This is a genomic window from Pseudomonas sp. AM4(2022), assembly GCF_036346515.1.
Classification (GTDB): Bacteria; Pseudomonadota; Gammaproteobacteria; order Pseudomonadales; family Pseudomonadaceae; genus Aquipseudomonas; species Aquipseudomonas paracarnis.
In genome coordinates this window covers 302,647-325,739 of the sequence record NZ_JAOTNW010000003.1, presented here as the reverse complement: position 1 = coordinate 325,739, position 23,093 = coordinate 302,647, and the positions used below count along the sequence as shown (strand labels likewise).

The following is a 23,093-nucleotide window of genomic DNA, read 5'->3' as shown; positions in this document are numbered from 1 at the left end:
TCGAAACGCTAACATTTTAATGAGGACCCGCGTTCGTGAGTCGATGAGCATGCGCATAATTTCTCATTATACAATAAAAAGGGAATTAACTTGGCAAACTTAAATTTAACATTCAATCTAAACCTCTTTGCTCTTACCGAGTCTATTTCGGTAATGAAAATGCTTGCCGAGCAGGCGGAGAAAAATGTGCTTCTCGCAGTCAAAGAGGCTGATGAGCCAGGGGCTGTGACAGAAGATGAGTTTGAAGATGAGGTGTGTGATCAGTTTGGCGAAAGCTACCCATACACCAGAAAGTATTACTCTTGCGGCTCATGTGTCGGTTATGATTTTGATGAAGTAAAATCTGAATATAAGTTTTTAATAACTCAGCTCACTCGACGATCGGCATTCCTGACAATGTTTGGCTTGTTCGAACACCGCATAAGTAACTGCCTGAGATTTATGATTGATTTGATAAAAAACGAAAAGGAACCGAAAGGTATGGGGCCGATAGAAAAGGCTCACAACATCCTTAAAAAAACGATTGGTGCCAAGGACATACATGATGTAGATCACCTTACAGTGATTCGGAACATCATGATTCACAACGATGGTACTGCTCCCGATTACAATGAAATCCTATCTAGGATAGACAAGAAAACTTCCAAAGAAAAAAGGCTATTGAAAGCCATTAATAGGACTGTGGGGGTGCAGGTAAACCTGTTCAATGGAATAGTTATGAATGAAGCTTTTCTAACTTACGCCGTGAGTGAATTTAATCGATATACCAAAAGCTTGGAAGCAGCAATTCAAAATTATCATAGAAAATTGACTGAGGAGAGTGACCGGGAAGCCGAATGAAAAATTTAAATACCCACAATCAGTATTTCGTATTCAGTTAGCCAGATCGTCGTCATACTAGGGAGCGTTATGAAAAAGCAGGCAATAAGACCATTCGCTGAAAAATTGATCGCAATAGCGGAGCTAGCTGCTCCCCCACGAAACGGAGAAATACCGACTCTTCACGACGGAGTTTCATATACGTTACCTAGAGGAGAACCGATAAAATTAATTGAACTTTCAAGTGACTTGATTAAAGCAGCAAACGTGTCGGAAAGGATCTCTGAGAAATACTCAAATACCGAGCTAAAAAAATATTTGCAATGCGCATCAAAGACAGCAATCTAAGCGTGGAAGCCATCACTTCTATGCTTGCCGATCTTATTTCAAAAATGCAATCCTATGATATAGAGCAAACCGTTTACCTACGTATCCAAGGGATCCAAGTTACCGCCCCATTAACGCTAGGGAAGTTGACCTTGGAACGCTGCGACGATAATTACGCTGAAACGGAAATTCAATCTATCGCACAGAAGTTCAATCTCAAAAAAGATAACGAGGAATCCTTTGAGAGGATAGTCGCAAATGATTTTAGGTCAGAATTAAAAAATCATTGCGTAGCAAAGTTTAAAGTCATAGCAGAGCCCGCGCGAGCATTTGAACGAGCGAAAGATGAGGCAAGACGAGTAATCGATATCTTAAGGTTCACATCAAAAACCTTATATAACTTTTCGGAAGATATTCGAATTGGCCTTGATGGAGACCATCCAAGAGCCGAGCGCAGAGGTTTTGTATCAAGTTGCGACGGAGTCATCGTTACCGGAGACACTGTAGGATCCTTCAGACCATTAATTATTGATGAAGACGCAATCGAGCACATGAAGGAAACAGGCGCAATGTCGCTTGTTGCTTTCCTGACAATTGAAAGGCCGAGTAAATTTCAAGAGTCATTACTGAGATCCGTTCACTGGTTATCTTCAGCTATAACGCAATCAGAGCATGAAAATAAATACCTCCATCTCATAATTGCACTGGAAACACTTTTCACCCCCCCAAAAGGCGAACCAATCGCAAATACCATCGCAGAGTCAACAGCATTAATCATCAACAACACGCTACCAGGTAGAAAACAGATTAAAAAATCTATCAAACTAGCTTATGGGGCGCGCAGTATAATTGCACACGGCGGAAAAAAACCAATAACAGACTCCGACTATTACACGCTATTAATATATGTGATAAACGTACTAATGACACTCATAAAAAAACATGAAGAATTTAAAGACCCACAAGAATTAATTAACTATTTAGAGGACAAGAAATTCTCATAAAGCGATAGCATATTTATACTAATAATAAATTAACCACCGTCTTTTCCTTGCGCCCTCGGCAGCTATAGTTTATAGCTGCCAGTCAGGGCCAAAATTAACTGGTTAGTTATGGATTGGAATTATCCATTCTGTAAAAAACAAAAGGGGACAGATTTATTTATCCGCCACGATATCGGGTTTTGAGTTGGCAAAGGAAAAGCAAACGACTCACTCCCAGACACACCTCGCGACGGCCTGCTGCTTCAACCCGACGCTTCACGGTGTAAGATGCCCCACAACCATCCATCATCGAGGCTGCCATGACTGGAATATCCCTAAACCTGCCGGAAGACCTCTCCAACTCTCTCGCCGACCTAGCCAAAACCAACGGTCAGACAGCAAGCTACCTGGCGATGGACGTTCTTCGAGACTACATCGAGCACGAAAAAACGCTAACCGCTCAGATCGAGCTGGCGGTAAAAGACGCCGACGAAGGCAAACTCACCACTGATGACCAAGTAGCAGCCATGCGCGCTAGGCGCTGGAGCAGGAATGCGGGTTGAGTAGCTTGAAAAAGCACTCAAAAATCTGGAAGACGAAGCAAACTATATCGCTCTTGAAAATCCAAAAGCCGCCGACGACTTCTCGGATGCCATTTTCACCAGTGCCGACAGACTGGCTCAGTTTTCTTCTATGGGACTCGAAGGTCGGGTGAAACATACCCGCAAATGGGCGGCTCCCAACTGGTCCTATCTGATCCCGTATAGAGCTCGGGGTGATCGACCGCAGATCCTTGGCGTATTCCACACACGGCAACGTCCTCGCTCGAAGTGGTAATGCACGCAAAACTCGCCTCCCCGGCACCCAAGGTCCATCCCTGATAAACTACGCCCCATTCGCCTCGCCAACTCAGATCCCCCATGTCCCTACAAACCGCCCCACTCTCCCGCCGCTTCTCCGTCGCCCCCATGATGGATTGGACCGACCGCCACTGCCGGTTCTTCCTGCGCCTGCTCTCCAAACACGCCCTGCTCTACACCGAGATGGTCACCACCGGCGCTATCCTCCATGGCGACCACGACCGTTTCCTACGCCACAACGAAGCCGAGCACCCGCTGGCGCTCCAACTGGGCGGCAGTGTTCCGGCCGATCTGGCCACCTGCGCCCGTATGGCCGAGGCCGCCGGTTACGACGAAGTGAACCTGAACGTCGGCTGCCCCAGCGACCGGGTGCAGAACAACATGATCGGCGCGATCCTCATGGCGCACCCTGCCCTGGTGGCGGATTGTGTGAAGGCTATGCGCGATGCGGTGTCGATTCCGGTGACGGTAAAGCACCGTATCGGCATCAATGGCCGGGACAGTTATGCCGAGCTGTGTGATTTCGTCGGGACGGTGAAGGACGCCGGTTGCACCAGTTTTACCGTGCATGCGCGGATTGCGATTCTGGAGGGGTTGTCGCCCAAGGAGAACCGGGACATTCCGCCGTTGCGTTATGACGTGGCGGCGCAGTTGAAGCGGGATTTTCCGGAGTTGGAGATTAATCTCAACGGTGGGATCAAGACATTGGAGCAGTGCCAGGAGCATTTGCAGACGTTTGATGGGGTGATGCTGGGGCGGGAGGCTTACCACAATCCGTATCTGTTGGCGGAGGTGGATCAGCGGTTGTTTGGTAGTGAGGCGCCGGTGATCAGTCGGGCGGAGGCGTTGGTGCAGTTACGGCCTTATATTGCTGAGCATTTGGCCAGTGGTGGGACGATGCACCACATTACTCGGCATGTGCTGGGGTTGGGCACTGGTTTTCCGGGGGCGCGCAAGTTCAGGCAGTTGTTGTCGGTGGATATTCATAAGGCGGCGGATCCGTTGGCGTTGTTGGATCAGGCGGGGGCGTTGTTGGAGGGGCGGTGATTGGTCGAGTGTCAGTTGGTTTAGATGGAGGCTGACACTCCGCTATCGCAGGCAAGCCAGCTCCCACATTTTTGCCTGGTGAGTGTCAGGTAAGCGCTCATTGGGTGTACCGACGTTATCGCAAGCCAGCTCCTACATGTTCAGCGGTGATTGCAAGGGCGCGGCAGTTGCTGCCGGCCCTTGCTGCACTGTTGTTTAGTTTTCCGGCACTGTTCCTTTGGGCACCGTTACCCATTGGTCGGTGTCTCGGTTATACCTTTTCCAATCTTTATCGGTTCTGACTTTGCGGTAAAGCGTGTTGAATGTGGTGCCGCCGAGTATTTGAAATTGAACTTCACCGCCTGGCGTTTTGCAGTTTACCAACCCGAGAATGGGTGAGTTCGGGTTTACTTGAAGTGCATACACGGCATCTCCAAAGGTTCCGGTGGTGGCGTAGTCCAGTGCAAAACTCACGAACTGGCTTTTCGGGGTGTCGCTGGACTGTAAGGCGAGCAGTCGCATTGTGGTGTAGGTGGCGCCGTTAAAACCCAGCGCGTGCAGGTCAGGCCCATCGATGGCCCAGTACTCTTGGGGTGTGCCGCCTCCTTTGACATATTTGTCCAGGTCGTTTTGAGCCTTGGAGTAGATCACTCCGGCCTTGAGCTTCTGGACGTGCCAATTGTTGGTGTCTGCGCTCTCATACGCGCGGTACACCCAGGTGGCAGGCGCAGTCACTCGGGAGTCGGTGATCTTGCCGCCATAGGATGAGTTCAGCTCATTTTCCTTTTCCAGGGTGCGGCTCCCCATGGGTTTACCTGCCTTGGCGGTGTCAATGATGCCACGCATTTCCTGTGTATCGTAACAACCGGCGCTGAGGGCCTGCTGTACCGTCACATCGGCAAATACCGTTGTTGAACAAATAAAACCCAGGGCGGCGAATAGCGTTGATATATTCCGTTTCATTACATCTCTCCTTTGCTTTCAAACTAACAAACAAACAGATTTTAATGCACAGGCACCCACCACTTCGCCGCGGACAGTTATGTCATCAGAGTGTTTATCGGCCTAAGTTAGCGTTTGCCAATCAGGTATAGCACAAGCAAAAACAGCAACAACCAAAGAGATGGAAAATAAACTTTTCACAACTTCAAAACATTGATATTACCTCTATCAACTGGCTTGAAACCGGTGGCGCAGGTCGGGTGGAATCCGGTTGAACCTAGCTGCGATTTTGCCCTCCAATTGAGCACCGCTGCCGGTTATTCAAACGGCCGTTTCCAGGTTATTGCCCTCGCAAACGACCTAACGCATTTGCGCCCTTGAGCGCCTGCCAGCGCTCGGGTAATGTCACTAGACCCACAGGACAGAGCACGCCCATGACTTCCAAGCTGGAACAACTCAAGCAATTCACCACCGTCGTAGCCGATACCGGCGATTTTTCCACCCTCGCCAAGCTCAAGCCGCAAGACGCGACCACCAACCCTTCCCTGCTGCTCAAGGCTGCCTCGATTCCTGGCTATGCCAAGCTGCTGGATGAGTGTGTGCAAGATTGCAACGGCGATGTGGGCCTGGCCAGTGACCGCTTTGCGGTGGCGGTAGGTCAAGAGATTCTCAAAGTAGTGCCGGGCCGTATTTCCACTGAGGTGGATGCGCGCCTGTCGTTCGACGAGGCCGCGATTCTCAAGCGTGCGCACCGTCTGATCGACCTGTATGACAAGGCTGGGGTTGGCCGTGACCGCGTGCTGATCAAGATCGCCTCCACCTGGGAAGGCATCCGCGCCGCTGAGAAGCTGGAAAAAGAAGGCATCCAGACCAACCTGACGCTGTTGTTCTCCTTCGCGCAGGCCGTGGCTTGTGCTGAAGCCGGTGTGTTCCTGATTTCGCCGTTTGTGGGCCGTATCTACGACTGGTACAAGAAGGCCAACGGCAACGACTACACCGGTTCCGATGATCCGGGCGTGCAGTCGGTGACGCGCATCTACAACTACTACAAGGCCAATGGCTACAAGACTGTGGTGATGGGTGCGAGCTTCCGTAACCTGAGCCAGATCGAAGAGCTGGCCGGGTGTGATCGCCTGACCATCAGCCCGGACCTGTTGGAGAAGCTGGCAGCCGATGAAGGCAAGCTGGAGCGCAAGTTGGCGCCAGGCCACGCCGGTGAGGCGCGGGTGCATATGACTGAAGCTCAGTTCCGTTGGGAGTCCAACGAGGACGCGATGGCGACTGAGAAGCTGGCGGAGGGGATTCGTCAGTTTGCTCGGGACCAGGAGAAGCTGGAGGCGTTGTTGTCGGCCAAGCTGTAAAGGCAGATAGCGGCAAAAAGGGCGGCACCTGTGAGGGTGTCGCCCTTTTTTGTGCGTTGGTGTCACCGCCGACCAATGTGGGAGCTGGCTTGCCTGCGATAGCGGTGGGCCAACCAACACTTCATCGACTGACACTAAGCAATCGCAGGCAAGCCAGCTCCCACATTGGACTGTGTGTGTGTTTGGGCAGGGAGGCCGTCAGTGCCGCTCGAGGGCGTTGACCAGGTCGTGGAAGGCTTCGCGGTTGGACTCGTTGAGGCCCATGAGGATCTTGTGCGCTTCCAGCACCTTGACCCGCACGACCTCCTCGGACTGGTCCTGGGACGGCAGGTCGGTGAGGCATTCCGGGCACGGGATGGGGCGGTCAACGATGTTGAACACCTGGTCAAACCCCATGGACTGCAACAGACGGGTGATGTCTTCGTGGGTGGTGACCACGGTCGGCAAAAGGCCGACCTTCTGCCGCGACAGAATGGACAACTTGGCCAACAGGCCCAGGGTGGTGCTATCGATGCTGCGCGTTTCGGTCAGGTCGATCACAATCGCCGAGAAATTCAGCGCTGTGAAGATCCGCTCGATCGTCGCATCCAGGGCCGAACACAAGGTCAGGCGCACTTCACCGACAAATTTCAGGACGAAGGTCCCGTCTTGCTCGGCGAATTGGATTCTTCCGGTACTCATCAAAGATTCCTGCTCAACACCAATAGGGCGATATCATCCGGCATCTCCCCTAGCGTGGCCAATCCAAAAACCTGCCGCAGGCCATCCAGGCTGCCGCCCGCCGACTTGACCTTTTGGGGCAAGGCGGCTTCTTTCTCTTTGAGTGTAGGCTCTGGAAGAAGGTCCAGAATACCGTCGGACATCAGCGTCAGGCTGAAGGTCGGCGGCAGTTCCAGGATGTGGTCTTCGTAGGTGGCTTCGTTAAACAAGCCTACGGGCAGGCCACGCCCTTCCAGGTAGCGCACACTGTCAGGAGTGTACAAAACAGGCATCGGCAGGTGGCCGCCAATACTGTAGGTCAAAAGACCGGTTTCTTCGTCGATCACACCGCCGACCATCGTCACGTGCTTGCCCAGCTTGCAGCTGATCAGGCCCCGGTTGATGTGGCCCAGCACCTCGGAGGGGGTGAACTCCGGCAAGGTGCCATTGCGCTTGGACTCGAACAACAGCCGTGTGGTCATGAACTTCAACAACACGGTCACAAAGGCAGAAGACGCGCCGTGGCCGGAAACGTCGGCCAGGTAGAACGCCACGCGGCGCTCATCGACACGGAAATAGTCGACAAAATCACCCGACAAGTACAACGACGGGATGATCTGGTGGGCAAACTTGAACTCGTCAATCGTCCAGGGGCTGACCGGCAGCATGTTCATCTGCACCTGGCGACCGGCGTTCTGGTCTTCCTGCAGCAGGTTCAGGCTGGCTTCGAGCTCGCGGTTGGCGGTCTCGAGCTTTTCGCGGTAGCGCTGGTTTTCCAGGAGCAGGCGTGCACGGTCCAGGGCGCGGCGCACCGAGTGCTCCAGCACGGCCAGGTCTTCCAGGGGCTTGATCAGGTAATCGGCAGCGCCCAGGCGCAGGGCTTCGACGGCGTCGTTCATGACACCGGCACCGGACACGACAATCACCGGCGTTTGCGGGGCAAGGTCGGTCACCTGGCGAATCAGCTCCAGGCCGCCCATCTGGGGCATGCGCAGGTCGCAGATCACAAGGTCGGGCTTGTCGCGCTCGAATACCTGGAGACCCTGTTGGCCATTACTGGCCTGCAGGACGCTGAAGCCACTGTCTTCCAAGTAGGCCGCGAGGCTCGCGCGCACTACTTCGTCGTCATCGATTATCAGCAGCGTGGCACTGGTTTTTTGCATGTGGGCAAACGGCGCCAGAATTAGGTTGGCGTAGGCGGCTCGGCAATGGCCGGGCTCACGTACTGGATTCGCTTTCTAGCCTCTCTGTCCTACAAAGCATTGGGATTTGGCCCATGCACAACGGTAAAGCAGAGGTGCCCTTCTAAGGCGCAGACGGTACTCCCATCCGTGAGGGGTTTCAAGCTCATGCCGATGGTCGCCGGGCGTCTTTACACCGCAAATCACCGGGAGTTATAAGAACCCTCACAACCACAACGCAAAGTAAGGATGGATGCTGTGAGCGAACACGAGCGCGACTACGCCGAAAAACGCGATTTCATCCGCATGCGAATAGATGCCGATGTGTCTTTGATCCATGCCGGGCAGGAGATCGCCGGTACCTGCGTGGACCTCTCCAGTTCCGGCATGCAGGTGCAGGCCCCCCGCCAGTTCACTGTGGGCGACCTGCTGACCGTGCGCATTGATTCAGAGCACGCCGCGCTTAGGGGTCTTGAAGCGGATACCGAGGTGGTGTGGACCAAGGCAGTAGGCGATGACCAGCATCTGGGCCTCAAGATTCTGAAAATGCGCTAACGCAGCATCCAGCCCCTGCGCAAGGGTGACGCGGAGCGTCACGGGATGCGTTCCCACGCGGAGCGTGGGGAACGATCAGCGCGCACAAAAAAGGCGACCTTACAAAGGTCGCCTTTTTCATTTCAAAACGTCACAGCTTAAAAGTCGTCAACGACCTTGCCGTCCTTGACCTTGAACTCACGGTTTTGCAGGTAAGCGTTACGAATGAAGGTGTACTTGTCGCCGCTGATCAGCTTCTCGCTGTCGAGCAGGCTGGCGCGCACGTCGACGACATTCAGGCCGAAGGTGCTGTTACGCCAGCCGATGTCGTTCATGTAGCGGTACGGTTGGGTGTAGCTGTCGACGTATTTGGACGGTGCATCGCGCAAGGTGCTTGGGCCCAGCAACGGGATCATCACGTACGGGCCACTGCCCACGCCCCAGTAGCCCAGGGTCTGGCCGAAGTCTTCGTCGCTGCGCTGCAACCCCATTTTGGTGCCGACGTCGATAAAGCCCAGCACGCCAAATGTGGTGTTGACCAACAGGCGGGCGGTGTCGACGCCGGCATTGTGCGGCTTGAGTTGCAGCACGTTGTTAGCCAGGTTGCCGACATCACCGATGTTGCGGAAGAAGTTGTGAACGCCGTCCTGCACAAATTGTGGGGTGACGAACTGATAGCCCTGGGCGATTGGCTTGAGGGCGTAGGTGTCAACGGTGTCGTTGAAGGTGAAGATGGGGCGGTTGACGCTTTCCCACGGGTCATCTTCCGAGGCCGCTTGGGCAGCGAACGGTGCCAACAGGATGGTGGCACACACCGATAGCTGAGCGAAGTACTGGCTCCAGCGCATAGCTTTTGCTCCTTGAATGGTCTGTCATGGGCGCTATGCCCTGAATAAGGCCGTCAGTATATGACGGAAGTGCCGATTTAGGCAGCCACCTAGAATCGTCTTACGTAAAATGCACAAAATTCCTACAAATATCGACAGTGTCATCCCCTTGTCATGCCGCCCCGATAGCGTGGCAGCTATTTCAGGGACGTTCAGATGCCACACGCCGAAATTGCCGTCGCCGCAGCCCCCTCATTGACCGCCGTGTTATTTGGCCTGAGTGGCTGCCTGGTGGATTTCGGTTCCCTGGCGCGCACCGACTCACCGTGCGCCGACGCCGAGGCCACGCCAGGCGCATTGAAAATCCTGCGCAGCCTCAAAGAACAAGGCGTGCCCTGCGCCTGGCTGGATGAACTGCCTCCCGCCGTGACCACGCCACTCTGCGCCGGCCTGCCTGGCTGGCTCAAGGCCGCCTCGCCCTCCTCCATTCGCTGGCCCGCGCCCCACGCCTGCTGGCAAGCCTTGATGGAGTTGAACATCGAACGCCTGGAAGGCTGCGTACTGGTCAGCGGCGAGCCGCGCCTGCTGCAATCGGGCCTGAATGCCGGTTTGTGGACCATCGGCCTGGCCTCCTGCGGTTCGCTCTGCGGCCTGTCGCCCCAGCAATGGCAGGCGCTGACCGAGCAGCAACGCGAATACAAGCGCGGCAAGGCCACGGTGGCGCTCTATGGCCTGGGCGTGCACTCGGTGATCGACCACCTGGGCGAACTCGGCACCTGCCTGGCCGACATCCGCCTGCGCCAGCTCAAGGGCGAGAAGCCCTGATCGAGATCATGCACAGTTGGCGCCAGTGGATTAATCTACAGGTCAGCCCGTAGACCTTTCGCGGCGTGCCGCGGTCTATGCCAGTGCCTATCGATAAAAGGAAAGAACGTCATGCCTGATCGCAAAAAACTGGAAGAACAGGTCGAGATCCTGCGCGGGCAGTTGGAACAGGAGCCACCGCTGCCAGTAGAGAAACGTGAAGCACTGGAGGCGCTGATTGCCAAGTTCGAAATGCAACTTGAATTGGAACCGGCAACTCAGACACCCAGTATTTCCGACGATGTGAATCAAGCGGCCATAGAGTTTGATGCTGAACATCCAGTCATTTCTGGGACATTGCGCAATATCATGATCACCTTGGGCAATATCGGCATCTAACCCAATCCCAAGCCAAACACACAACCAAATGTGGGAGCGGGCTTGCTCGCGAATGCGGTGTATCAGTCAGCTCATGTGTAACTGACCCACCGCATTCGCGAGCAAGCCCGCTCCCACACAAGCCCCCTGCCACATTGGGATTTGGGTAAGGCTTACTGACGCGCCAGCCGCACGTTCAGGAACTGGGTGTTCTCAGTGCTGCGATACGGGTTGATATCCAACCCACCCCGACGCACATACCGCGCATACACGGTCAACTTCTCCGGCTTGAGCAAGCGCTGCAAGTCCAGGAAGATCCGCTCCACACACTGCTCATGAAAGTCCGAGTGCTGGCGAAAGCTGACGATATATTCCAGCAGGCTGGCGTGATCCAGCGCCGCACCACGGTATTCCACCACCACACTGCCCCAGTCAGGCTGGCTGGTCACCGGGCAGTTGGATTTGAGCAGGTGGCTGTGCACGCTCTCCTCCACCACGCGCGAATCATCGCAACGCAGCAGTTCCGGGCGCGGGTGTTCGTAACTGCTGACGTTGATATCCAGGTCGTCAATGCACACCCCCGGCAACGCCATCACGCCTTCTGCCTCAATGTCGGCCAGGCTGCGAATGCGCACGTTCACGGGCTTGCCGGCCGCAAAGCTGAGGTCGGTGCGCAGGGTGGCTTCAAGGCTTTGCGTATCGGCAAACGCGGTCTGGTTCAGCGAGTTGAGGTACAGCTTGAACGACTTGGACTCGATGATGTTCGGCGAGTCGGCCGCAATGCTGAACTCACCGATGGCTACCACCGGCTTGCCCGAGGGCAACAACCAGGACAGTTCGAAGCAGTTCCAGAAATCCACGCCCTTGTACGGCAGGGTCTCGGCGCTCAGGCCCAGCTCGGCCCACTTGGCGGCGCGTGGAATCGGAAACAGCAACGAAGGCGTGTAGGTGCTGATGTATTCACTGGACTTGCCCAGCGGCGAATGTTCGGCTGCGGGATGCATGGCGGAAACCTGGCTAAATAAACCGCGCCAGTCTACCAGTCTTTGCCCCCGCCCTTAACAAACGCCTCACTCAACGGTCAGTTTGCCGACCATGCCCGCCTGGTAATGCCCGGGCAGGTTGCAGGCGAACTCAAGGCCTGTGGCCTGCTTGAACGTCCAGGTCAGTTCGGCCGTCTTGCCCGGCTCTACCAACACACTGTTGGGATCGTCGTGCTTCATGCCGCCCATGTCGCCGTGGCCCATGGCGCTGTGATCCATCTTGCCCATGCCGGTGGCGGTGAGCATGCCACTGGCTTGCATCTGCAACATCTCTTTCTGGTGGGCGGCATGCATGGCCGCGTCGCCCAGGTTGAACTCATGCAGCAACTGGCCTTTGTTGACCAGCACGAAGCGCACGGTTTCACCGGCTTTGACGTCCAGGGACTTGGGCTCAAAGGCAATGTCCTGCAGCGTGACTTCAACGGTGCGCGTGGCTTTATCCGCAGGGGCCGGCTGGCCGAACGCGTAGGTGTGAGTCGCATCTGCGAGGGCATTGAAGCTCAACGCCAACAGGCAGCCCGCCATTAACAGGGGTGTACGCAACGCCATCTTTCACTCTCCACAATAGGTATCCAGCTTGGGCAACACTTTAAGATGGCCTCGCTGCCAGCCAGCTGACTGCTAGATTACAACTTTGTCAGCTTGCGCCCATACCTTAAAGAGCACGGTATAAAGCCCGATGTTTTCTGTAGGCGCGAGCTTGCTCGCGAAGGGCTTAAGCACAACACGTTAAGCCAGACAGCCCGCGTTATCGTTGACGTTTTTCGCGAGCAAGCTCGCTCCTACATAGCACCTATATAAGAGCCCGATATGAAACTGCTGATCGTCGAAGACCAACCCAAAACCGGTCATTACCTGCGCCAGGGCCTGGCCGAGGCGGGCTTTACCACCGAGCTGGTGGCCGACGGTACCAGTGGCCAGCACTTGGCGCTGACGGGCGACTATGACTTGTTGATCCTCGATGTGATGCTGCCCGGCCGCGATGGCTGGCAAATCCTGCAGGCGGTGCGCAGTGCCGGCCTGGACATCCCGGTGCTGTTCCTCACCGCTCGCGATGCCGTAGAAGACCGAGTACATGGCCTGGAGCTGGGCGCCGACGATTACCTGGTCAAACCCTTCGCCTTTTCCGAACTGCTGGCGCGGGTGCGCACCTTGTTGCGCCGTGGCAGCAGCACGCCGCAGGACACCACGCTGCAACTGGCCGACCTGAGCCTGGACTTGATCCGCCGCCGCGTCGAGCGCAGCGGCCAGCGCATCGACCTCACCGCCAAGGAGTTCGCCCTGCTGGAGCTGCTGCTACGCCGCCAGGGTGAGGTGCTGCCCAAGACGCTGATCGCCTCCCAGGTGTGGGACATGAATTTCGACAGCGACACCAACATCATCGAAGTCGCCATTCGCCGCCTGCGCCTGAAAGTCGACGACAATTTCCCCAACAAACTGATCCACACCGTGCGCGGCATGGGTTACGTGCTGGAGGAACGGTTCACGTGATCAAGCGCCTGTCCCTGACCAGCCGCCTGGCGCTGCTGTTTGCCGCCTGCACGGCGGTGGTCTCGTTGATCGCCGGGGTGCTGTTCAACCGGGCCAGCGAGGCGCATTTCATGGAGCTGGACCAGCAACAGCTCGAAAGCAAACTGGTGGCCCTGCGCAGCACCTTGCAGGGTGTCGCCTCACCGGCAGACCTCGCCCAGCGAACCCCTCAACTGCGCGCCGAACTCGATCACCAGCCCGACCTCACCTTGCGCATCAGCGCGGCCGGTGAGCGTTGGCTGGACGGTGCGCCATACCTTCCCCTGCCCCAAGCGCCCGGCCTGCACAGCCTGCAATACGCAGGCACCGACTACCGCGTATTCATCGCACCCTTGACGCCCAGCCAACTGGATTCGCCACAGCTGACGCTGATCCTCGACATCACCCACCATCAGCACTTTCTGCAACGCATGCAACGCTTGATCTGGCTGACCGTCGGCCTCTCGGCCCTAGCCACTGCCTTGCTAGGCGCCTGGGCTGCACGCAGTGGCTTGCGACCGCTGCGGCGCATGGGCGAAGTGGCCGCCAGCGTCTCCGCCCACTCCCTCACGCAACGCTTACCCCAAGAACAAATGCCGGTGGAGCTCGCGGAACTGGCCCAGGCCGTCAACGCCATGCTGGCCCGCCTGGACGACGCGTTCCAGCGCCTGTCCGCCTTCAGCGCGGATATCGCCCACGAACTGCGCACACCGCTGTCCAACCTGCTGACCCAGACCCAAGTCATCCTCACCCAACCGCGCCCGCTGGAGGACTACCGCGAGGCGCTGCACAGCAACCTGGAAGAGCTGCAATGGATGGCGCAACTGGTCAACGACATGCTTTACCTGGCCAAAGCCGACCACGGCTTGCTGATGCCCACCCGTGAATCCCTGGACCTGGGCGATGAGGTCGACGCACTGTTGGAATTTTTTACCCTGCTGGCCGAAGACGCACAGGTCACGCTGGTGCGCGAAGGCAGCGCCCATACCATGGGCGATCGCGGCATGTTGCGCCGGGCCCTGTCGAACTTGCTGGATAACGCGCTGCGCTTTACCCCACCAGGCGGTGAAGTGCGGGTACGGATCGAGAGCGACGTGACACTGACGGTTGAGAACAGCGGGGAAGGTATTCCTGCGCCGCTATTGCCGCGGCTGTTTGACCGTTTCTACCGAGCCGACCCGTCGAGGCGCGCAGGCAGCAGTGAACATGCCGGGCTGGGGTTGGCGATTACCCAGTCGATTGTGCGGGCGCACGGCGGCAGGATTTATTGTGAGTCGCAGCCGGGCTGGACAAGGTTTGTGATTGAGTTGCCCAAGGGAGATTGATGCAAGCTGGGCCGGCCTCTTCGCGAGCAAGCCCGCTCCCACATTTAACCGCATTCCAAAGGATGTGCGCGGACAAATGTGGGAGCGGGCTTGCTCGCGAAAGCGGTCTTAAAGGTTACGAATACCTCAGCGCATGCGCCGGCTCAATCTTCGCCGCCCGATACGCCGGGTAAATCGTCGCCAGGAAGCTCAGCACAAACCCCGCCGAGCAAATCAGTAACACATCCCCACCTTGCAGCTCCGAAGGCAGATTACTAACGAAGTACACGTCTGAACTGAAGATATGCTGCCCGCTCACCCGCTCCAGCCAGCCCACCAGTTCACTCACGTTCAGCGCCGCAATCACCCCCAGCACGCCGCCGATCAAGGTGCCGACCACGCCAATCACAGTACCCTGCACCATGAAGATCGCCATGATCTGCCGAGGCGTGGCGCCGATGGTGCGCAGGATGGCGATGTCCGCGCCCTTGTCGTTCACCACCATAATCAAGGTAGCGATGATGTTGAACGCGGCCACGGCGACGATCATCAGCAACAGCAGGCCGATCATGGTCTTTTCCATTTTCATCGCGCTGAACAGGCTGCCCTGGGTGTGGGTCCAGTCGTCCGGCTTGTAGGCCGCACCCAGGCTGGCGGCGATATCTGCCGAGACTTTGGGCGCTGCATACAGGTCCTTCACCGCCAGGCGCACGCTTTGCACCTGGTTGGGCTGCCAATGCTGAATTTCTGCCGCGTCGGCCATGTGGATCAGGGCCATGGAGCCATCCAGCTCGGCGCCGACCTTGAAGATGCCCACCACGTTCAGGCGCTGCATGCGCGGGGTGATGCCGCCCGGCGCGCTGCTGAGTTCCGGCACGATCAGGGTCAGTTTGTCGCCCACGTTCAGGCGAAAACGCCGTGCAGTGATATCACCGACCACCACACCGAACTCGCCGGGTTTGAGGTCGTCGAGTTTGCCGCGCACGATGTGCTGGGCCACGATCGACACCTTGCCTTCCTGGGCCGGGTCGACGCCGCTGATCTCGATGGGCTGCATCGCGCCCTTATAGGAAAACATGCCATCCATCTGGGTGAAGGGCACAGCGGCGGTGACTTGCGGATTCTTCATCGCGGCGGCGGCCACCGGCTGCCAATCATCAATCGGCTTTACGCCGACGATGGTGGCGTGGGGCACCATGCCGAGGATGCGCGAGCTCATTTCACGCTGAAAGCCGTTCATTACCGAAAGCACCACGATCATCGCCAGTACGCCCAGGGCGAGGCCGATCATCGAGGTCATCGAGATAAACGAGACAAAACGGTTGCGGCGCTTGGCGCGGGTATAGCGCGTGCCGATAAAAATCGATAACGGTCTGAACATTCGCGGGCACCGTTGGAAAAATGAAAAAGCCCGGCCTCAAAAAACCGGGCTTGCAACAGGTCAGATAGCGACCAGATGACCTTCCTGCAAATGCAGTACGCGGTCCATCTGCCGGGCCATGCTCATGTCATGGGTCACCACCAGGAACGCGGTGCGCATCTGAGTGCTCAGCTCCAGCATCAAGTCCTTGATGCCCTGGGCGGTGTGGGAGTCGAGGTTGCCGGTCGGCTCGTCGAGCATCACCAGGCCCGGGTTGTTCACCAGGGCACGGGCAATCGCCACGCGCTGGCGCTCACCACCGGACAACTCCGCTGGCTTGTGCTCCAGGCGATGGCCCAGGCCGACGCGCTCAAGCAACGCCGTGGCACGCTGGCGCGCTTCAGGAATCGCGGTCTTGCCGATCAACAGCGGCATGCACACGTTTTCCAGGGCGGTGAATTCCGGCAGCAAGTGGTGGAACTGGTACACAAAGCCCAACGAACGGTTACGCAATTGGCCGCGGGCCTTTTCATTCAAGGCCGACAGTTCTTCACCGGCCAGCCATACGCTGCCCTGGGACGGCGTATCGAGGCCGCCCAGCAGGTTGAGCAAGGTACTTTTGCCGGAACCGGAACTGCCGACGATCGCCACGCGCTCGCCAGGGTGCAGTTCAAGCTGCAGGTTGGACAGCACCACCACCGATTCCGGGCCTTCCTCGTAGGATTTGCCCAGGTTGCGGCAGCTCAGGATTGCTTTTTCACTCATGCCCGATTCACTCATAACGTAATGCCTGTGCTGGCTGGGTACGTGCCGCGCGCCAGGCTGGATACAGGGTGGCAAGGAAGCTCAGGACCAACGCAGCGCCACCCACCATCAGCACGTCCTGGGTTTGCACCTGGGACGGCAAGTAATCGATGAAGTAGACGTCGGCGTTGAGAAACTTGTGGCCGATCACTTTTTCAAGCAGGGCGATGGCGGCGCTGACGTTCAGCGCGGCCAGAATGCCTACCGCCGTGCCGATCAAGGTGCCGACCACGCCGATCACCGTGCCTTGCACCATGAAGATCGCCATGATCTGCCCCGGCGTGGCGCCCAGGGTACGCAGGATGGCGATGTCGCCCTTCTTGTCATTCACCACCATCACCAGCGTGGAGATGATGTTGAAGGCCGCCACGGCGACGATCAGCAGCAACAGCAGGCCGATCATGGCTTTTTCCATACGGATGGCCTGGTACAGGTTGCCGTGGGTGCGGGTCCAGTCGCGAGCGTAGTACTCGGTCTCACCCAGGTGCTGGGCAATTTCCCAGGCGCCGCGCGGCGCATCGAACAAGTCGTTGAATTTCAGGCGCAGGCCCTGCACCTGGTCGGGCTGCCAGCGATGCAGGCGGGCCAGGTCGGTGAGGTTGGTCAGGCCGATGTAACCGTCGATCTCGCCAGCGCCGACGTGGAAGGTGCCCACCACGGTAAAGCGCTTCATACGCGGGAACATGCCGGCCGGGGTCACGGTGACTTCCGGCGCAACGAAGGTCAGCTTGTCGCCAACCCCCACGCCCAGCTTGGCTGCGGCCTTGTCACCGATGACGATGCCGAAGCTGCCGGGCGCCAACGCGTCGAGCTTACCTTGCAGCATGAACTTGTCGATGATCGAGACGTTGCGCTCCTGGGCCGGGTCGATGCCATTGAGCAGGATCTTCTGCACCTTGCCGTCGTTGGTCAGCAACCCCTGCATCTGGGTAAACGGCGCTACCGCTACCACCTTGGGGTTCTGCTGGACCTTGGCGGCCAGGCTTTGCCAATCATTGATCGGCGCATCGCCTTCAATGGTCGCGTGGGGCACCATGCCCAGCACGCGGGTGCGCATCTCATGATCGAAGCCGTTCATCACCGACAGCACCACGATCATCACGACCACGCCCAGGGCGAGACCGATCATCGAGGTCAAGGAAATGAACGACACAAAATGATTGCGACGCTTTGCACGGGTATAACGCGTGCCGATAAATACGAAGAGAGGTCTGAACATGTCGGGGCTTGTTCGGAGGAAAAGAAGACGTCCCGGTGGCGGGGTCTGGTCAGCAGCTTTACACTCAGACCATTACCGTAACCTGGGGTTCGCCATGTCGACATTAGATGAAGAAGAGCGCCGCGAATACTACCGTATCGACGACATGATCGCACTTCAAATCAAACCCCTGTCTGGCCCCGACGCGGCGAGCAAGGAAGTGTTGCTGGATGATTCGCCGCTGTTCAATTTGCTCAGCGAACTGCACCTGAGCGAATTCGAAGCTCAGCACCTGCTGCGCCAGATCAACGAGAAAGACCGCAGCCTGGCGGCCTTCCTCAAAGTGCAGAACAAACGCCTGGATCTGCTCAGCCAGGTGATGGCCCGCGGTTTGCTGAACGAGGTGGGTGCGCCGCAACCGGTGATCCTCTCCGAGGGCGGCATCGACTTCCAGCACCCGACACTGCTGGCCCCCGATACCCATCTGGCGGTCAAGCTGGTGCTGATGCCCCAGGCGCTCGGCTTGTTGCTGCGCGCGCGGGTGACCCATTCCGACCCCAAGGGCGACGGTTTTGATGTGGGCACGGAGTTCGAGTCCATGACCGATGCCCAACGCCAACTGCTGGCGCGCTATATCCTGCAGAAACAGGCCCAGGAACGCCGCCTGGCGCGAGAACAAAGCGAAGACCTCTGAATACGCATTCACGACGCCAGCCATCCTGGCGCAAAGGAGCAACTGTGACCCTGATTTACGGCCACCGCGGTGCCAAAGGCGAAGCACCGGAAAATACCCTGACCAGTTTTCAGGAATGCCTCAAGCACGGCGTACGCCGCTGCGAGCTGGACTTGCACCTGTCCATGGACGGCGAGTTGATGGTCATCCACGACCCGACCCTCAAGCGCACCGCCGACCGGCGCGGCAAGGTCGTCGAGTATTCGGCGGCTGACCTGGTGAAGATGGACGCGCGCAAAGGCGGTCCAGGCTGGGTAAGCCCCTGCCCGATTCCACGCCTGGAGGAGCTGTTCGAAAAGTGCGACTTCGATCACTGGCAACTGGAAGTCAAAAGCGCCTCGCGTACCCGCGCCGCCACCACTGTGCTGGCGATTCGCGAAATGGCCGTGCGCTTTGGCTTGATGGACAAGGTCACGGTCACGTCAAGCTCGCGGGAAGTGCTCAAGGCCGCCGTGGAACTCACCCCGGACCTGTCACGCGGCCTGGTCGCCGAATACGCCTGGCTCGACCCGCTGAAGGTCGCGCAGAACTACGGCTGTGAGTACTTGGCATTGAATTGGACGCTGTGCACCCCCGAGCGGCTGGAAAAAGCCCAGCGCCAGGGTTTGCATGTGTCCGTGTGGACAGTCAACGAACCTGCGCTGATGCGCAGGCTCGCCGACTTCGGCGTAGATAGCCTGATTACAGACTTTCCCGGTTTGGCCACTGCCACCCTCGAGAATTACTGAAATCGGTCTCCCCGGCCGGCTCAGGCCACCGGCCGGAGCCGCTCAAAAAAGCCGGTTGAGGCCGTCGTAGGCCGCTACCCGATAGGCTTCGGCCATGGTCGGGTAGTTGAAGGTGGTGTTGACGAAATACTTGAGAGTATTTTGCTCACCCGGCTGGTTCATGATCGCCTGGCCGATGTGCACGATCTCCGACGCCTGGTAGCCGAAGCAATGCACGCCGAGTACTTCCAGGGTTTCGCGGTGGAACAGGATTTTCAGCATGCCTTGCGGCTCACCGGCAATCTGCGCACGCGCCATGCTCTTGAAGAACGCCTTGCCCACTTCGTAAGGCACCTTGGCCTTGGTCAGTTCGTGTTCGTTCTTGCCGATGGAACTGATCTCGGGAATCGTGTAGATCCCGGTCGGCACGTCGTTCACGTAGCGCCAGCTGCCATTGTCGACAATGCTGCCAGCGGCCGAGCGGCCCTGGTCATGGGCAGCGCTGGCCAGGCTCGGCCAGCCGATCACGTCACCGGCACCGTAGATATTGGTTACGCAGGTGCGGTAGTTCTCGTCCACCTCGATCTGGCCACGGCTGTTGACCTTGACCCCGATATTTTCCATACCCAGCTTGTCGGTGTTGCCGGTACGGCCATTGCACCACAGCAAGGCGTCGGCCTTGATCTTCTTGCCGGACTTGAGGTGCAGGATCACACCGTTGTCCAGGCCTTCGACCCGCTCGTACTCTTCGTTGTGGCGCACGGTGATGTTGTTGTTGCTGAAGTGGTAGCTCAACGCCTGGGAGATTTCCGAGTCGAGGAAGCTGAGCAACTGGTCACGGTTGTCCACCAGTTCCACCAATACACCCAGGCCACTGAAGATCGAGGCGTATTCACAGCCGATCACGCCGGCGCCGTAGATGATCAGTTTGCGCGGGGTGTGGCCCAGGCTGAGGATGGTGTCGCTATCGTAGATACGCGGGTGGTGGAAGTCGATGTCCGCCGGGCGATACGGGCGCGAACCGGTGGCGATGATGATGTGCTTGGCCACCAGTTTCTCGACCACGCCATTGGCGCAGACCACTTCGACGGTTTGCTCGTCGGCAAAACTGCCGGTGCCGAAGAACAGGTCGACGCGGTTACGGGCGTAGTAGCCGGTACGCGAGGCGACTTGCTTGGAAATGACTTTTTCAGCGCTTTTCAGTACGTCCGGGAACGAGAACCAGCGCGGCTCACCAATGGCCCGGAACATCGGGTTGGTATTGAACTGCATGATCTGCCGTACCGAGTGACGCAACGCCTTGGACGGGATGGTACCCAGGTGGGTGCAGTTACCGCCGACCTGGCGACGGCTATCGACCATCGCCACCTTGCGCCCTGCTTTGGCAGCGTTCATCGCCGCACCTTCTCCAGCTGGGCCGGAACCCAGTACCACCACGTCATAGTTGTAGACAGCCATGCGTACTCCTCAGAACAGGCCAGGCGTACGGTTGGACGCCGGGCTAAATCATGCCGCGGCCAGCGAGCATGAAGGACAATTTGGCTCAAGTGTGTGAACCGGGGCACAGTCTATAGAAGGCCGAGCGCCGCGAACATTAACCCTTGGTCGCGTCGTAGGCCAGTGTTGCCTTTACTACAGGGCGCAGAATATCGCTAAACCCCGGCGCTGCCGAAATTGAATTACCTGAACACGGGCCATTATGCGGCATCCATTGATGGCGTTGCCCCTTTAGCAAAGCGCTGGCTGTGCCACCGCCTTCGCGAGCAAGCCCGCTCCCACATTTGGAATGCATTCCCTCTGTGGGAGCTGGCTTGCCTGCGATGAGGCCTTCCCAGGCAACATAGAACCAAGAGCCATAAAAAAAGCCCCGAACCAGTCGGGGCTTCTTCATTCAGCGCAAAGGCTTAGCGCGGAAACGCAGGCGGGTTGACCCCAGCCATGTCTTCCATCACGCGAACCACCTGGCAGCTGTAGCCGAACTCGTTGTCGTACCACACGTAAAGCACAACACGGTTGTCCTGGGTGATGGTCGCTTCGGCGTCCACCACACCGGCGTGGCGCGAGCCAACGAAGTCGGTGGAGACCACTTCCTGAGAATTGACGAAGTCGATCTGCTTATGCAGGTCGGAGTGCAGCGCCATGTAGCGCAGGTACTCGTTCATCTCTTCGCGGGTGGCGGCTTTCTCAAGGTTGAGGTTGAGAATGGCCATCGACACGTTCGGCGTCGGTACACGGATCGCGTTACCGGTCAGCTTGCCAGCCAGCTCAGGCAGAGCCTTGGCAGCAGCGGTGGCGGCACCGGTCTCGGTGATCACCATGTTCAACGCGGCGCTACGGCCACGGCGATCGCCTTTGTGGAAGTTGTCGATCAGGTTCTGGTCGTTGGTGTACGAGTGAACGGTTTCAACGTGGCCGTTGATGATGCCGAACTTGTCGTTCACGGCCTTGAGCACCGGCACGATGGCGTTGGTGGTGCAGGACGCGGCGGACACGATCTTGTCGTCAGCAGTGATTTCAGCGTGGTTGATGCCGTGCACGATGTTCTTGAGCTTGCCCTTGCCAGGCGCGGTCAGCACAACGCGGTCGACACCCGGGCAAGCCAGGTGCTGGCCCAGGCCCTCGGCATCGCGCCATACGCCGGTGTTGTCCACCAGCAGGGCGTTCTGGATGCCGTACTGGGTGTAATCCACCTCAGTGGGGTTCTTCGCGTAGATCACCTGGATCAGGTTACCGTTGGCGGTGATGGTGTTGTTTTCTTCGTCAATGGTGATGGTGCCATTGAACGAGCCGTGTACCGAGTCGCGACGCAGCAGGCTGGCGCGCTTGGTCAGATCGTTCTCGGCGCCTTTGCGCACCACGATGGCACGCAGGCGCAGGCCGTCGCCGCCACCGGTTTTTTCGATCAGGATGCGCGCCAGCAGGCGGCCGATACGGCCAAAGCCGTACAACACCACGTCGGTGCCTTTACGGGCAGCAGCGTTTTGCTGGCCAACCACATCGGCCATTTCTTCACGCACGAACTGCTCGGCGGTGCGGCCAGCGCCTTCCTTGCGGAATTTGTAGGCCAACTTGCCCAGGTCTACCGAAGCCGCGCCGAGCTTGAGCTCGCTCATGGCTTTGAGCAGTGGGAATGTTTCGTGGACGGAGAGTTCGCTGTCGTCGGCGGAGCGATGGCGCGCAAAGCGGTGGGCTTTGAGAATCGCGATGACAGACTGGTTGATCAGGCTGCGGCCATAGATCGAGCTCACCACATTGTTATTGCGGTACAGCTGACCGATAAGCGGAATCATCGCTTCAGCGAGTGCTTCACGGTCGATCCATTCACCAAGACACTGGTCGGGCTTCTGAGTCACGGGAACCTTCCACATGTAGGGGCAGAAAAAAGGGGCTACATTATGTCGCCCGACTGAGCGTTGAGCAATGCGCGAAGGGCAACAAAAAGCCCTTGCAAAAAAATACCACCGCGCTACAGCCCAGGAAACACGCGGGTTCCAGAAGGCCACTAGTTTACCGAGCAGGCCGACTTGTCCGTAACACTCCTAAACATTCGCGCATTTTGGCACTACATATTGAGTCAAAACCCGCCATTGTTTGTCTTAGCCACTACATTTCCTACAAACCGTAATGGCACAGTCAGCAACTGACAGGCGGCACCTGGGGCCGTTACAATTACCGACTTTGTCGCAACGCTTGG

The 23,093-nt window shown here is 57.6% G+C and carries 23 protein-coding genes and 1 pseudogene; 13 read left to right on the top strand and 11 right to left on the bottom strand.

What is annotated here, in order from left to right:
- Nucleotides 1-90 precede the first annotated feature (90 nt).
- The 5 genes and pseudogenes from ODQ19_RS06275 to dusA all read left to right on the top strand — a co-directional run bounded on the left by ODQ19_RS06275 (nt 91) and on the right by dusA (nt 4,036).
- Nucleotides 91-840 (top strand): hypothetical protein, encoded by a 750-nt coding sequence (locus ODQ19_RS06275; protein WP_330209580.1) that lies wholly within the window; start codon nt 91-93, stop codon nt 838-840.
- A 302-nt stretch (nt 841-1,142) separates the two neighbouring features.
- Nucleotides 1,143-2,150 (top strand): hypothetical protein, encoded by a 1,008-nt coding sequence (locus tag ODQ19_RS06270; RefSeq protein WP_330209579.1) that lies wholly within the window; start codon nt 1,143-1,145, stop codon nt 2,148-2,150.
- Between the two features lie 299 nt (nt 2,151-2,449).
- A complete protein-coding gene (locus ODQ19_RS06265) occupies nt 2,450-2,692 on the top strand; it encodes a CopG family ribbon-helix-helix protein (RefSeq protein ID WP_330209578.1) in 243 nt (80 codons plus the stop codon).
- A pseudogene (locus ODQ19_RS06260) lies at nt 2,682-2,966 on the top strand (type II toxin-antitoxin system RelE/ParE family toxin). Before ODQ19_RS06265 ends, ODQ19_RS06260 begins: the two are co-directional and overlap by 11 nt.
- 83 nt (nt 2,967-3,049) lie before the next feature.
- On the top strand, nt 3,050-4,036 hold the full coding sequence (gene dusA / locus ODQ19_RS06255; protein ID WP_330209577.1) for a tRNA dihydrouridine(20/20a) synthase DusA: 987 nt from the start codon (nt 3,050-3,052) through the stop codon (nt 4,034-4,036).
- Between the two features lie 195 nt (nt 4,037-4,231).
- On the opposite strand, the gene ODQ19_RS06250 is transcribed toward dusA, so the two are convergent.
- Nucleotides 4,232-4,978, bottom strand: coding sequence for a hypothetical protein (locus ODQ19_RS06250; protein ID WP_116665096.1), 747 nt, complete (start codon nt 4,976-4,978; stop codon nt 4,232-4,234).
- Between the two features lie 413 nt (nt 4,979-5,391).
- On the opposite strand from ODQ19_RS06250, the gene tal reads away from it, so the two are divergent.
- A complete protein-coding gene (tal, locus tag ODQ19_RS06245; RefSeq protein ID WP_019818234.1) occupies nt 5,392-6,318 on the top strand; it encodes a transaldolase in 927 nt (308 codons plus the stop codon).
- A 198-nt stretch (nt 6,319-6,516) separates the two neighbouring features.
- Here the strand turns inward: tal and rssC are convergent, their stop codons facing one another.
- Entirely contained in the window at nt 6,517-6,999 is a 483-nt protein-coding gene (gene rssC, locus ODQ19_RS06240) for an anti-sigma factor antagonist RssC (RefSeq protein ID WP_003172602.1), read from the bottom strand.
- Nucleotides 6,999-8,180 carry a two-component system response regulator RssB gene (gene rssB, locus ODQ19_RS06235; RefSeq protein WP_014717527.1) on the bottom strand — a complete coding sequence of 394 codons (1,182 nt, stop codon included), beginning with the start codon at nt 8,178-8,180 and terminating at the stop codon, nt 6,999-7,001. Before rssB ends, rssC begins: the two co-directional genes overlap by 1 nt.
- Before the next feature lie 276 nt (nt 8,181-8,456).
- Here rssB and ODQ19_RS06230 point away from each other — a divergent pair, with 276 nt between their 5' ends.
- Nucleotides 8,457-8,753, top strand: a complete 297-nt coding sequence (locus ODQ19_RS06230) for a PilZ domain-containing protein (protein ID WP_003189689.1) — start codon at nt 8,457-8,459, stop codon at nt 8,751-8,753.
- Between the two features lie 137 nt (nt 8,754-8,890).
- On the opposite strand, the gene ODQ19_RS06225 is transcribed toward ODQ19_RS06230, so the two are convergent.
- A complete protein-coding gene (locus tag ODQ19_RS06225) occupies nt 8,891-9,580 on the bottom strand; it encodes an MlaA family lipoprotein (RefSeq protein ID WP_003189688.1) in 690 nt (229 codons plus the stop codon).
- Between the two features lie 195 nt (nt 9,581-9,775).
- Between ODQ19_RS06225 and ODQ19_RS06220 the strand changes: the two genes are divergently transcribed.
- Together ODQ19_RS06220 and ODQ19_RS06215 are read left to right on the top strand one after the other, a co-directional pair.
- Nucleotides 9,776-10,384, top strand: a complete 609-nt coding sequence (locus ODQ19_RS06220; RefSeq protein ID WP_330209576.1) for an HAD family phosphatase — start codon at nt 9,776-9,778, stop codon at nt 10,382-10,384.
- Nucleotides 10,385-10,495: 111 nt separating this feature from the next.
- Nucleotides 10,496-10,762: a DUF4404 family protein gene (locus ODQ19_RS06215; protein WP_116665100.1), complete on the top strand. Its 267-nt coding sequence runs from the start codon at nt 10,496-10,498 to the stop codon at nt 10,760-10,762.
- A gap of 152 nt (nt 10,763-10,914) precedes the next feature.
- On the opposite strand, the gene queF is transcribed toward ODQ19_RS06215, so the two are convergent.
- Together queF and copI are read right to left on the bottom strand one after the other, a co-directional pair.
- Entirely contained in the window at nt 10,915-11,745 is an 831-nt protein-coding gene (gene queF / locus ODQ19_RS06210; protein ID WP_116665101.1) for an NADPH-dependent 7-cyano-7-deazaguanine reductase QueF, read from the bottom strand.
- Between the two features lie 66 nt (nt 11,746-11,811).
- Nucleotides 11,812-12,333 (bottom strand): copper-resistant cuproprotein CopI, encoded by a 522-nt coding sequence (gene copI / locus ODQ19_RS06205; RefSeq protein ID WP_330209575.1) that lies wholly within the window; start codon nt 12,331-12,333, stop codon nt 11,812-11,814.
- A 261-nt stretch (nt 12,334-12,594) separates the two neighbouring features.
- On the opposite strand from copI, the gene ODQ19_RS06200 reads away from it, so the two are divergent.
- Entirely contained in the window at nt 12,595-13,275 is a 681-nt protein-coding gene (locus tag ODQ19_RS06200) for a heavy metal response regulator transcription factor (RefSeq protein ID WP_116665103.1), read from the top strand.
- Entirely contained in the window at nt 13,272-14,618 is a 1,347-nt protein-coding gene (locus ODQ19_RS06195) for a heavy metal sensor histidine kinase (RefSeq protein WP_330209574.1), read from the top strand. Before ODQ19_RS06200 ends, ODQ19_RS06195 begins: the two co-directional genes overlap by 4 nt.
- Before the next feature lie 115 nt (nt 14,619-14,733).
- On the opposite strand, the gene ODQ19_RS06190 is transcribed toward ODQ19_RS06195, so the two are convergent.
- The 3 genes from ODQ19_RS06190 to ODQ19_RS06180 are packed head-to-tail and all read right to left on the bottom strand — an operon-like array spanning nt 14,734 to nt 17,980.
- Entirely contained in the window at nt 14,734-15,978 is a 1,245-nt protein-coding gene (locus tag ODQ19_RS06190) for a lipoprotein-releasing ABC transporter permease subunit (protein ID WP_014717521.1), read from the bottom strand.
- Between the two features lie 60 nt (nt 15,979-16,038).
- Entirely contained in the window at nt 16,039-16,722 is a 684-nt protein-coding gene (lolD, locus tag ODQ19_RS06185) for a lipoprotein-releasing ABC transporter ATP-binding protein LolD (protein WP_019818240.1), read from the bottom strand.
- Nucleotides 16,723-16,729: 7 nt separating this feature from the next.
- The gene (locus tag ODQ19_RS06180) at nt 16,730-17,980 is read right to left on the bottom strand and encodes a lipoprotein-releasing ABC transporter permease subunit (RefSeq protein ID WP_014717520.1); all 1,251 of its coding nucleotides are present in this window, start codon (nt 17,978-17,980) and stop codon (nt 16,730-16,732) included.
- Between the two features lie 94 nt (nt 17,981-18,074).
- Between ODQ19_RS06180 and ODQ19_RS06175 the strand changes: the two genes are divergently transcribed.
- Complete coding sequence (locus tag ODQ19_RS06175; RefSeq protein ID WP_330209573.1) at nt 18,075-18,653, top strand: PilZ domain-containing protein; 579 nt, start codon at nt 18,075-18,077, stop codon at nt 18,651-18,653.
- A 44-nt stretch (nt 18,654-18,697) separates the two neighbouring features.
- The gene (locus ODQ19_RS06170; RefSeq protein ID WP_116665107.1) at nt 18,698-19,420 is read left to right on the top strand and encodes a glycerophosphodiester phosphodiesterase; all 723 of its coding nucleotides are present in this window, start codon (nt 18,698-18,700) and stop codon (nt 19,418-19,420) included.
- Nucleotides 19,421-19,462: 42 nt separating this feature from the next.
- Here the strand turns inward: ODQ19_RS06170 and sthA are convergent, their stop codons facing one another.
- Nucleotides 19,463-20,857 (bottom strand): Si-specific NAD(P)(+) transhydrogenase, encoded by a 1,395-nt coding sequence (gene sthA, locus ODQ19_RS06165; protein ID WP_005786183.1) that lies wholly within the window; start codon nt 20,855-20,857, stop codon nt 19,463-19,465.
- A gap of 446 nt (nt 20,858-21,303) precedes the next feature.
- Nucleotides 21,304-22,767, bottom strand: coding sequence for a glyceraldehyde-3-phosphate dehydrogenase (locus tag ODQ19_RS06160; RefSeq protein WP_057710853.1), 1,464 nt, complete (start codon nt 22,765-22,767; stop codon nt 21,304-21,306).
- Between the last annotated feature and the right edge of the window lie 326 nt (nt 22,768-23,093).

Excerpts from the sequence above, each read along its gene's own strand:
- ODQ19_RS06180 (WP_014717520.1), bottom strand. The coding sequence starts at position 17,980 with ATGTTCAGACCTCTCTTCGTATTTATCGGCACGCGTTATACCCGTGCA.
- rssC (WP_003172602.1), bottom strand. The coding sequence starts at position 6,999 with ATGAGTACCGGAAGAATCCAATTCGCCGAGCAAGACGGGACCTTCGTC.
- queF (WP_116665101.1), bottom strand. The coding sequence starts at position 11,745 with ATGCATCCCGCAGCCGAACATTCGCCGCTGGGCAAGTCCAGTGAATAC.
- ODQ19_RS06215 (WP_116665100.1), top strand. The coding sequence starts at position 10,496 with ATGCCTGATCGCAAAAAACTGGAAGAACAGGTCGAGATCCTGCGCGGG.
- ODQ19_RS06265 (WP_330209578.1), top strand. The coding sequence starts at position 2,450 with ATGACTGGAATATCCCTAAACCTGCCGGAAGACCTCTCCAACTCTCTC.
- lolD (WP_019818240.1), bottom strand. The coding sequence starts at position 16,722 with ATGAGTGAAAAAGCAATCCTGAGCTGCCGCAACCTGGGCAAATCCTAC.
- ODQ19_RS06200 (WP_116665103.1), top strand. The coding sequence starts at position 12,595 with ATGAAACTGCTGATCGTCGAAGACCAACCCAAAACCGGTCATTACCTG.
- ODQ19_RS06160 (WP_057710853.1), bottom strand. The coding sequence starts at position 22,767 with ATGTGGAAGGTTCCCGTGACTCAGAAGCCCGACCAGTGTCTTGGTGAA.
- ODQ19_RS06250 (WP_116665096.1), bottom strand. The coding sequence starts at position 4,978 with ATGAAACGGAATATATCAACGCTATTCGCCGCCCTGGGTTTTATTTGT.
- ODQ19_RS06270 (WP_330209579.1), top strand. The coding sequence starts at position 1,143 with ATGCGCATCAAAGACAGCAATCTAAGCGTGGAAGCCATCACTTCTATG.
- ODQ19_RS06220 (WP_330209576.1), top strand. The coding sequence starts at position 9,776 with ATGCCACACGCCGAAATTGCCGTCGCCGCAGCCCCCTCATTGACCGCC.
- sthA (WP_005786183.1), bottom strand. The coding sequence starts at position 20,857 with ATGGCTGTCTACAACTATGACGTGGTGGTACTGGGTTCCGGCCCAGCT.
- copI (WP_330209575.1), bottom strand. The coding sequence starts at position 12,333 with ATGGCGTTGCGTACACCCCTGTTAATGGCGGGCTGCCTGTTGGCGTTG.
- ODQ19_RS06225 (WP_003189688.1), bottom strand. The coding sequence starts at position 9,580 with ATGCGCTGGAGCCAGTACTTCGCTCAGCTATCGGTGTGTGCCACCATC.
- ODQ19_RS06175 (WP_330209573.1), top strand. The coding sequence starts at position 18,075 with ATGTCGACATTAGATGAAGAAGAGCGCCGCGAATACTACCGTATCGAC.
- rssB (WP_014717527.1), bottom strand. The coding sequence starts at position 8,180 with ATGCAAAAAACCAGTGCCACGCTGCTGATAATCGATGACGACGAAGTA.
- ODQ19_RS06190 (WP_014717521.1), bottom strand. The coding sequence starts at position 15,978 with ATGTTCAGACCGTTATCGATTTTTATCGGCACGCGCTATACCCGCGCC.
- dusA (WP_330209577.1), top strand. The coding sequence starts at position 3,050 with ATGTCCCTACAAACCGCCCCACTCTCCCGCCGCTTCTCCGTCGCCCCC.
- tal (WP_019818234.1), top strand. The coding sequence starts at position 5,392 with ATGACTTCCAAGCTGGAACAACTCAAGCAATTCACCACCGTCGTAGCC.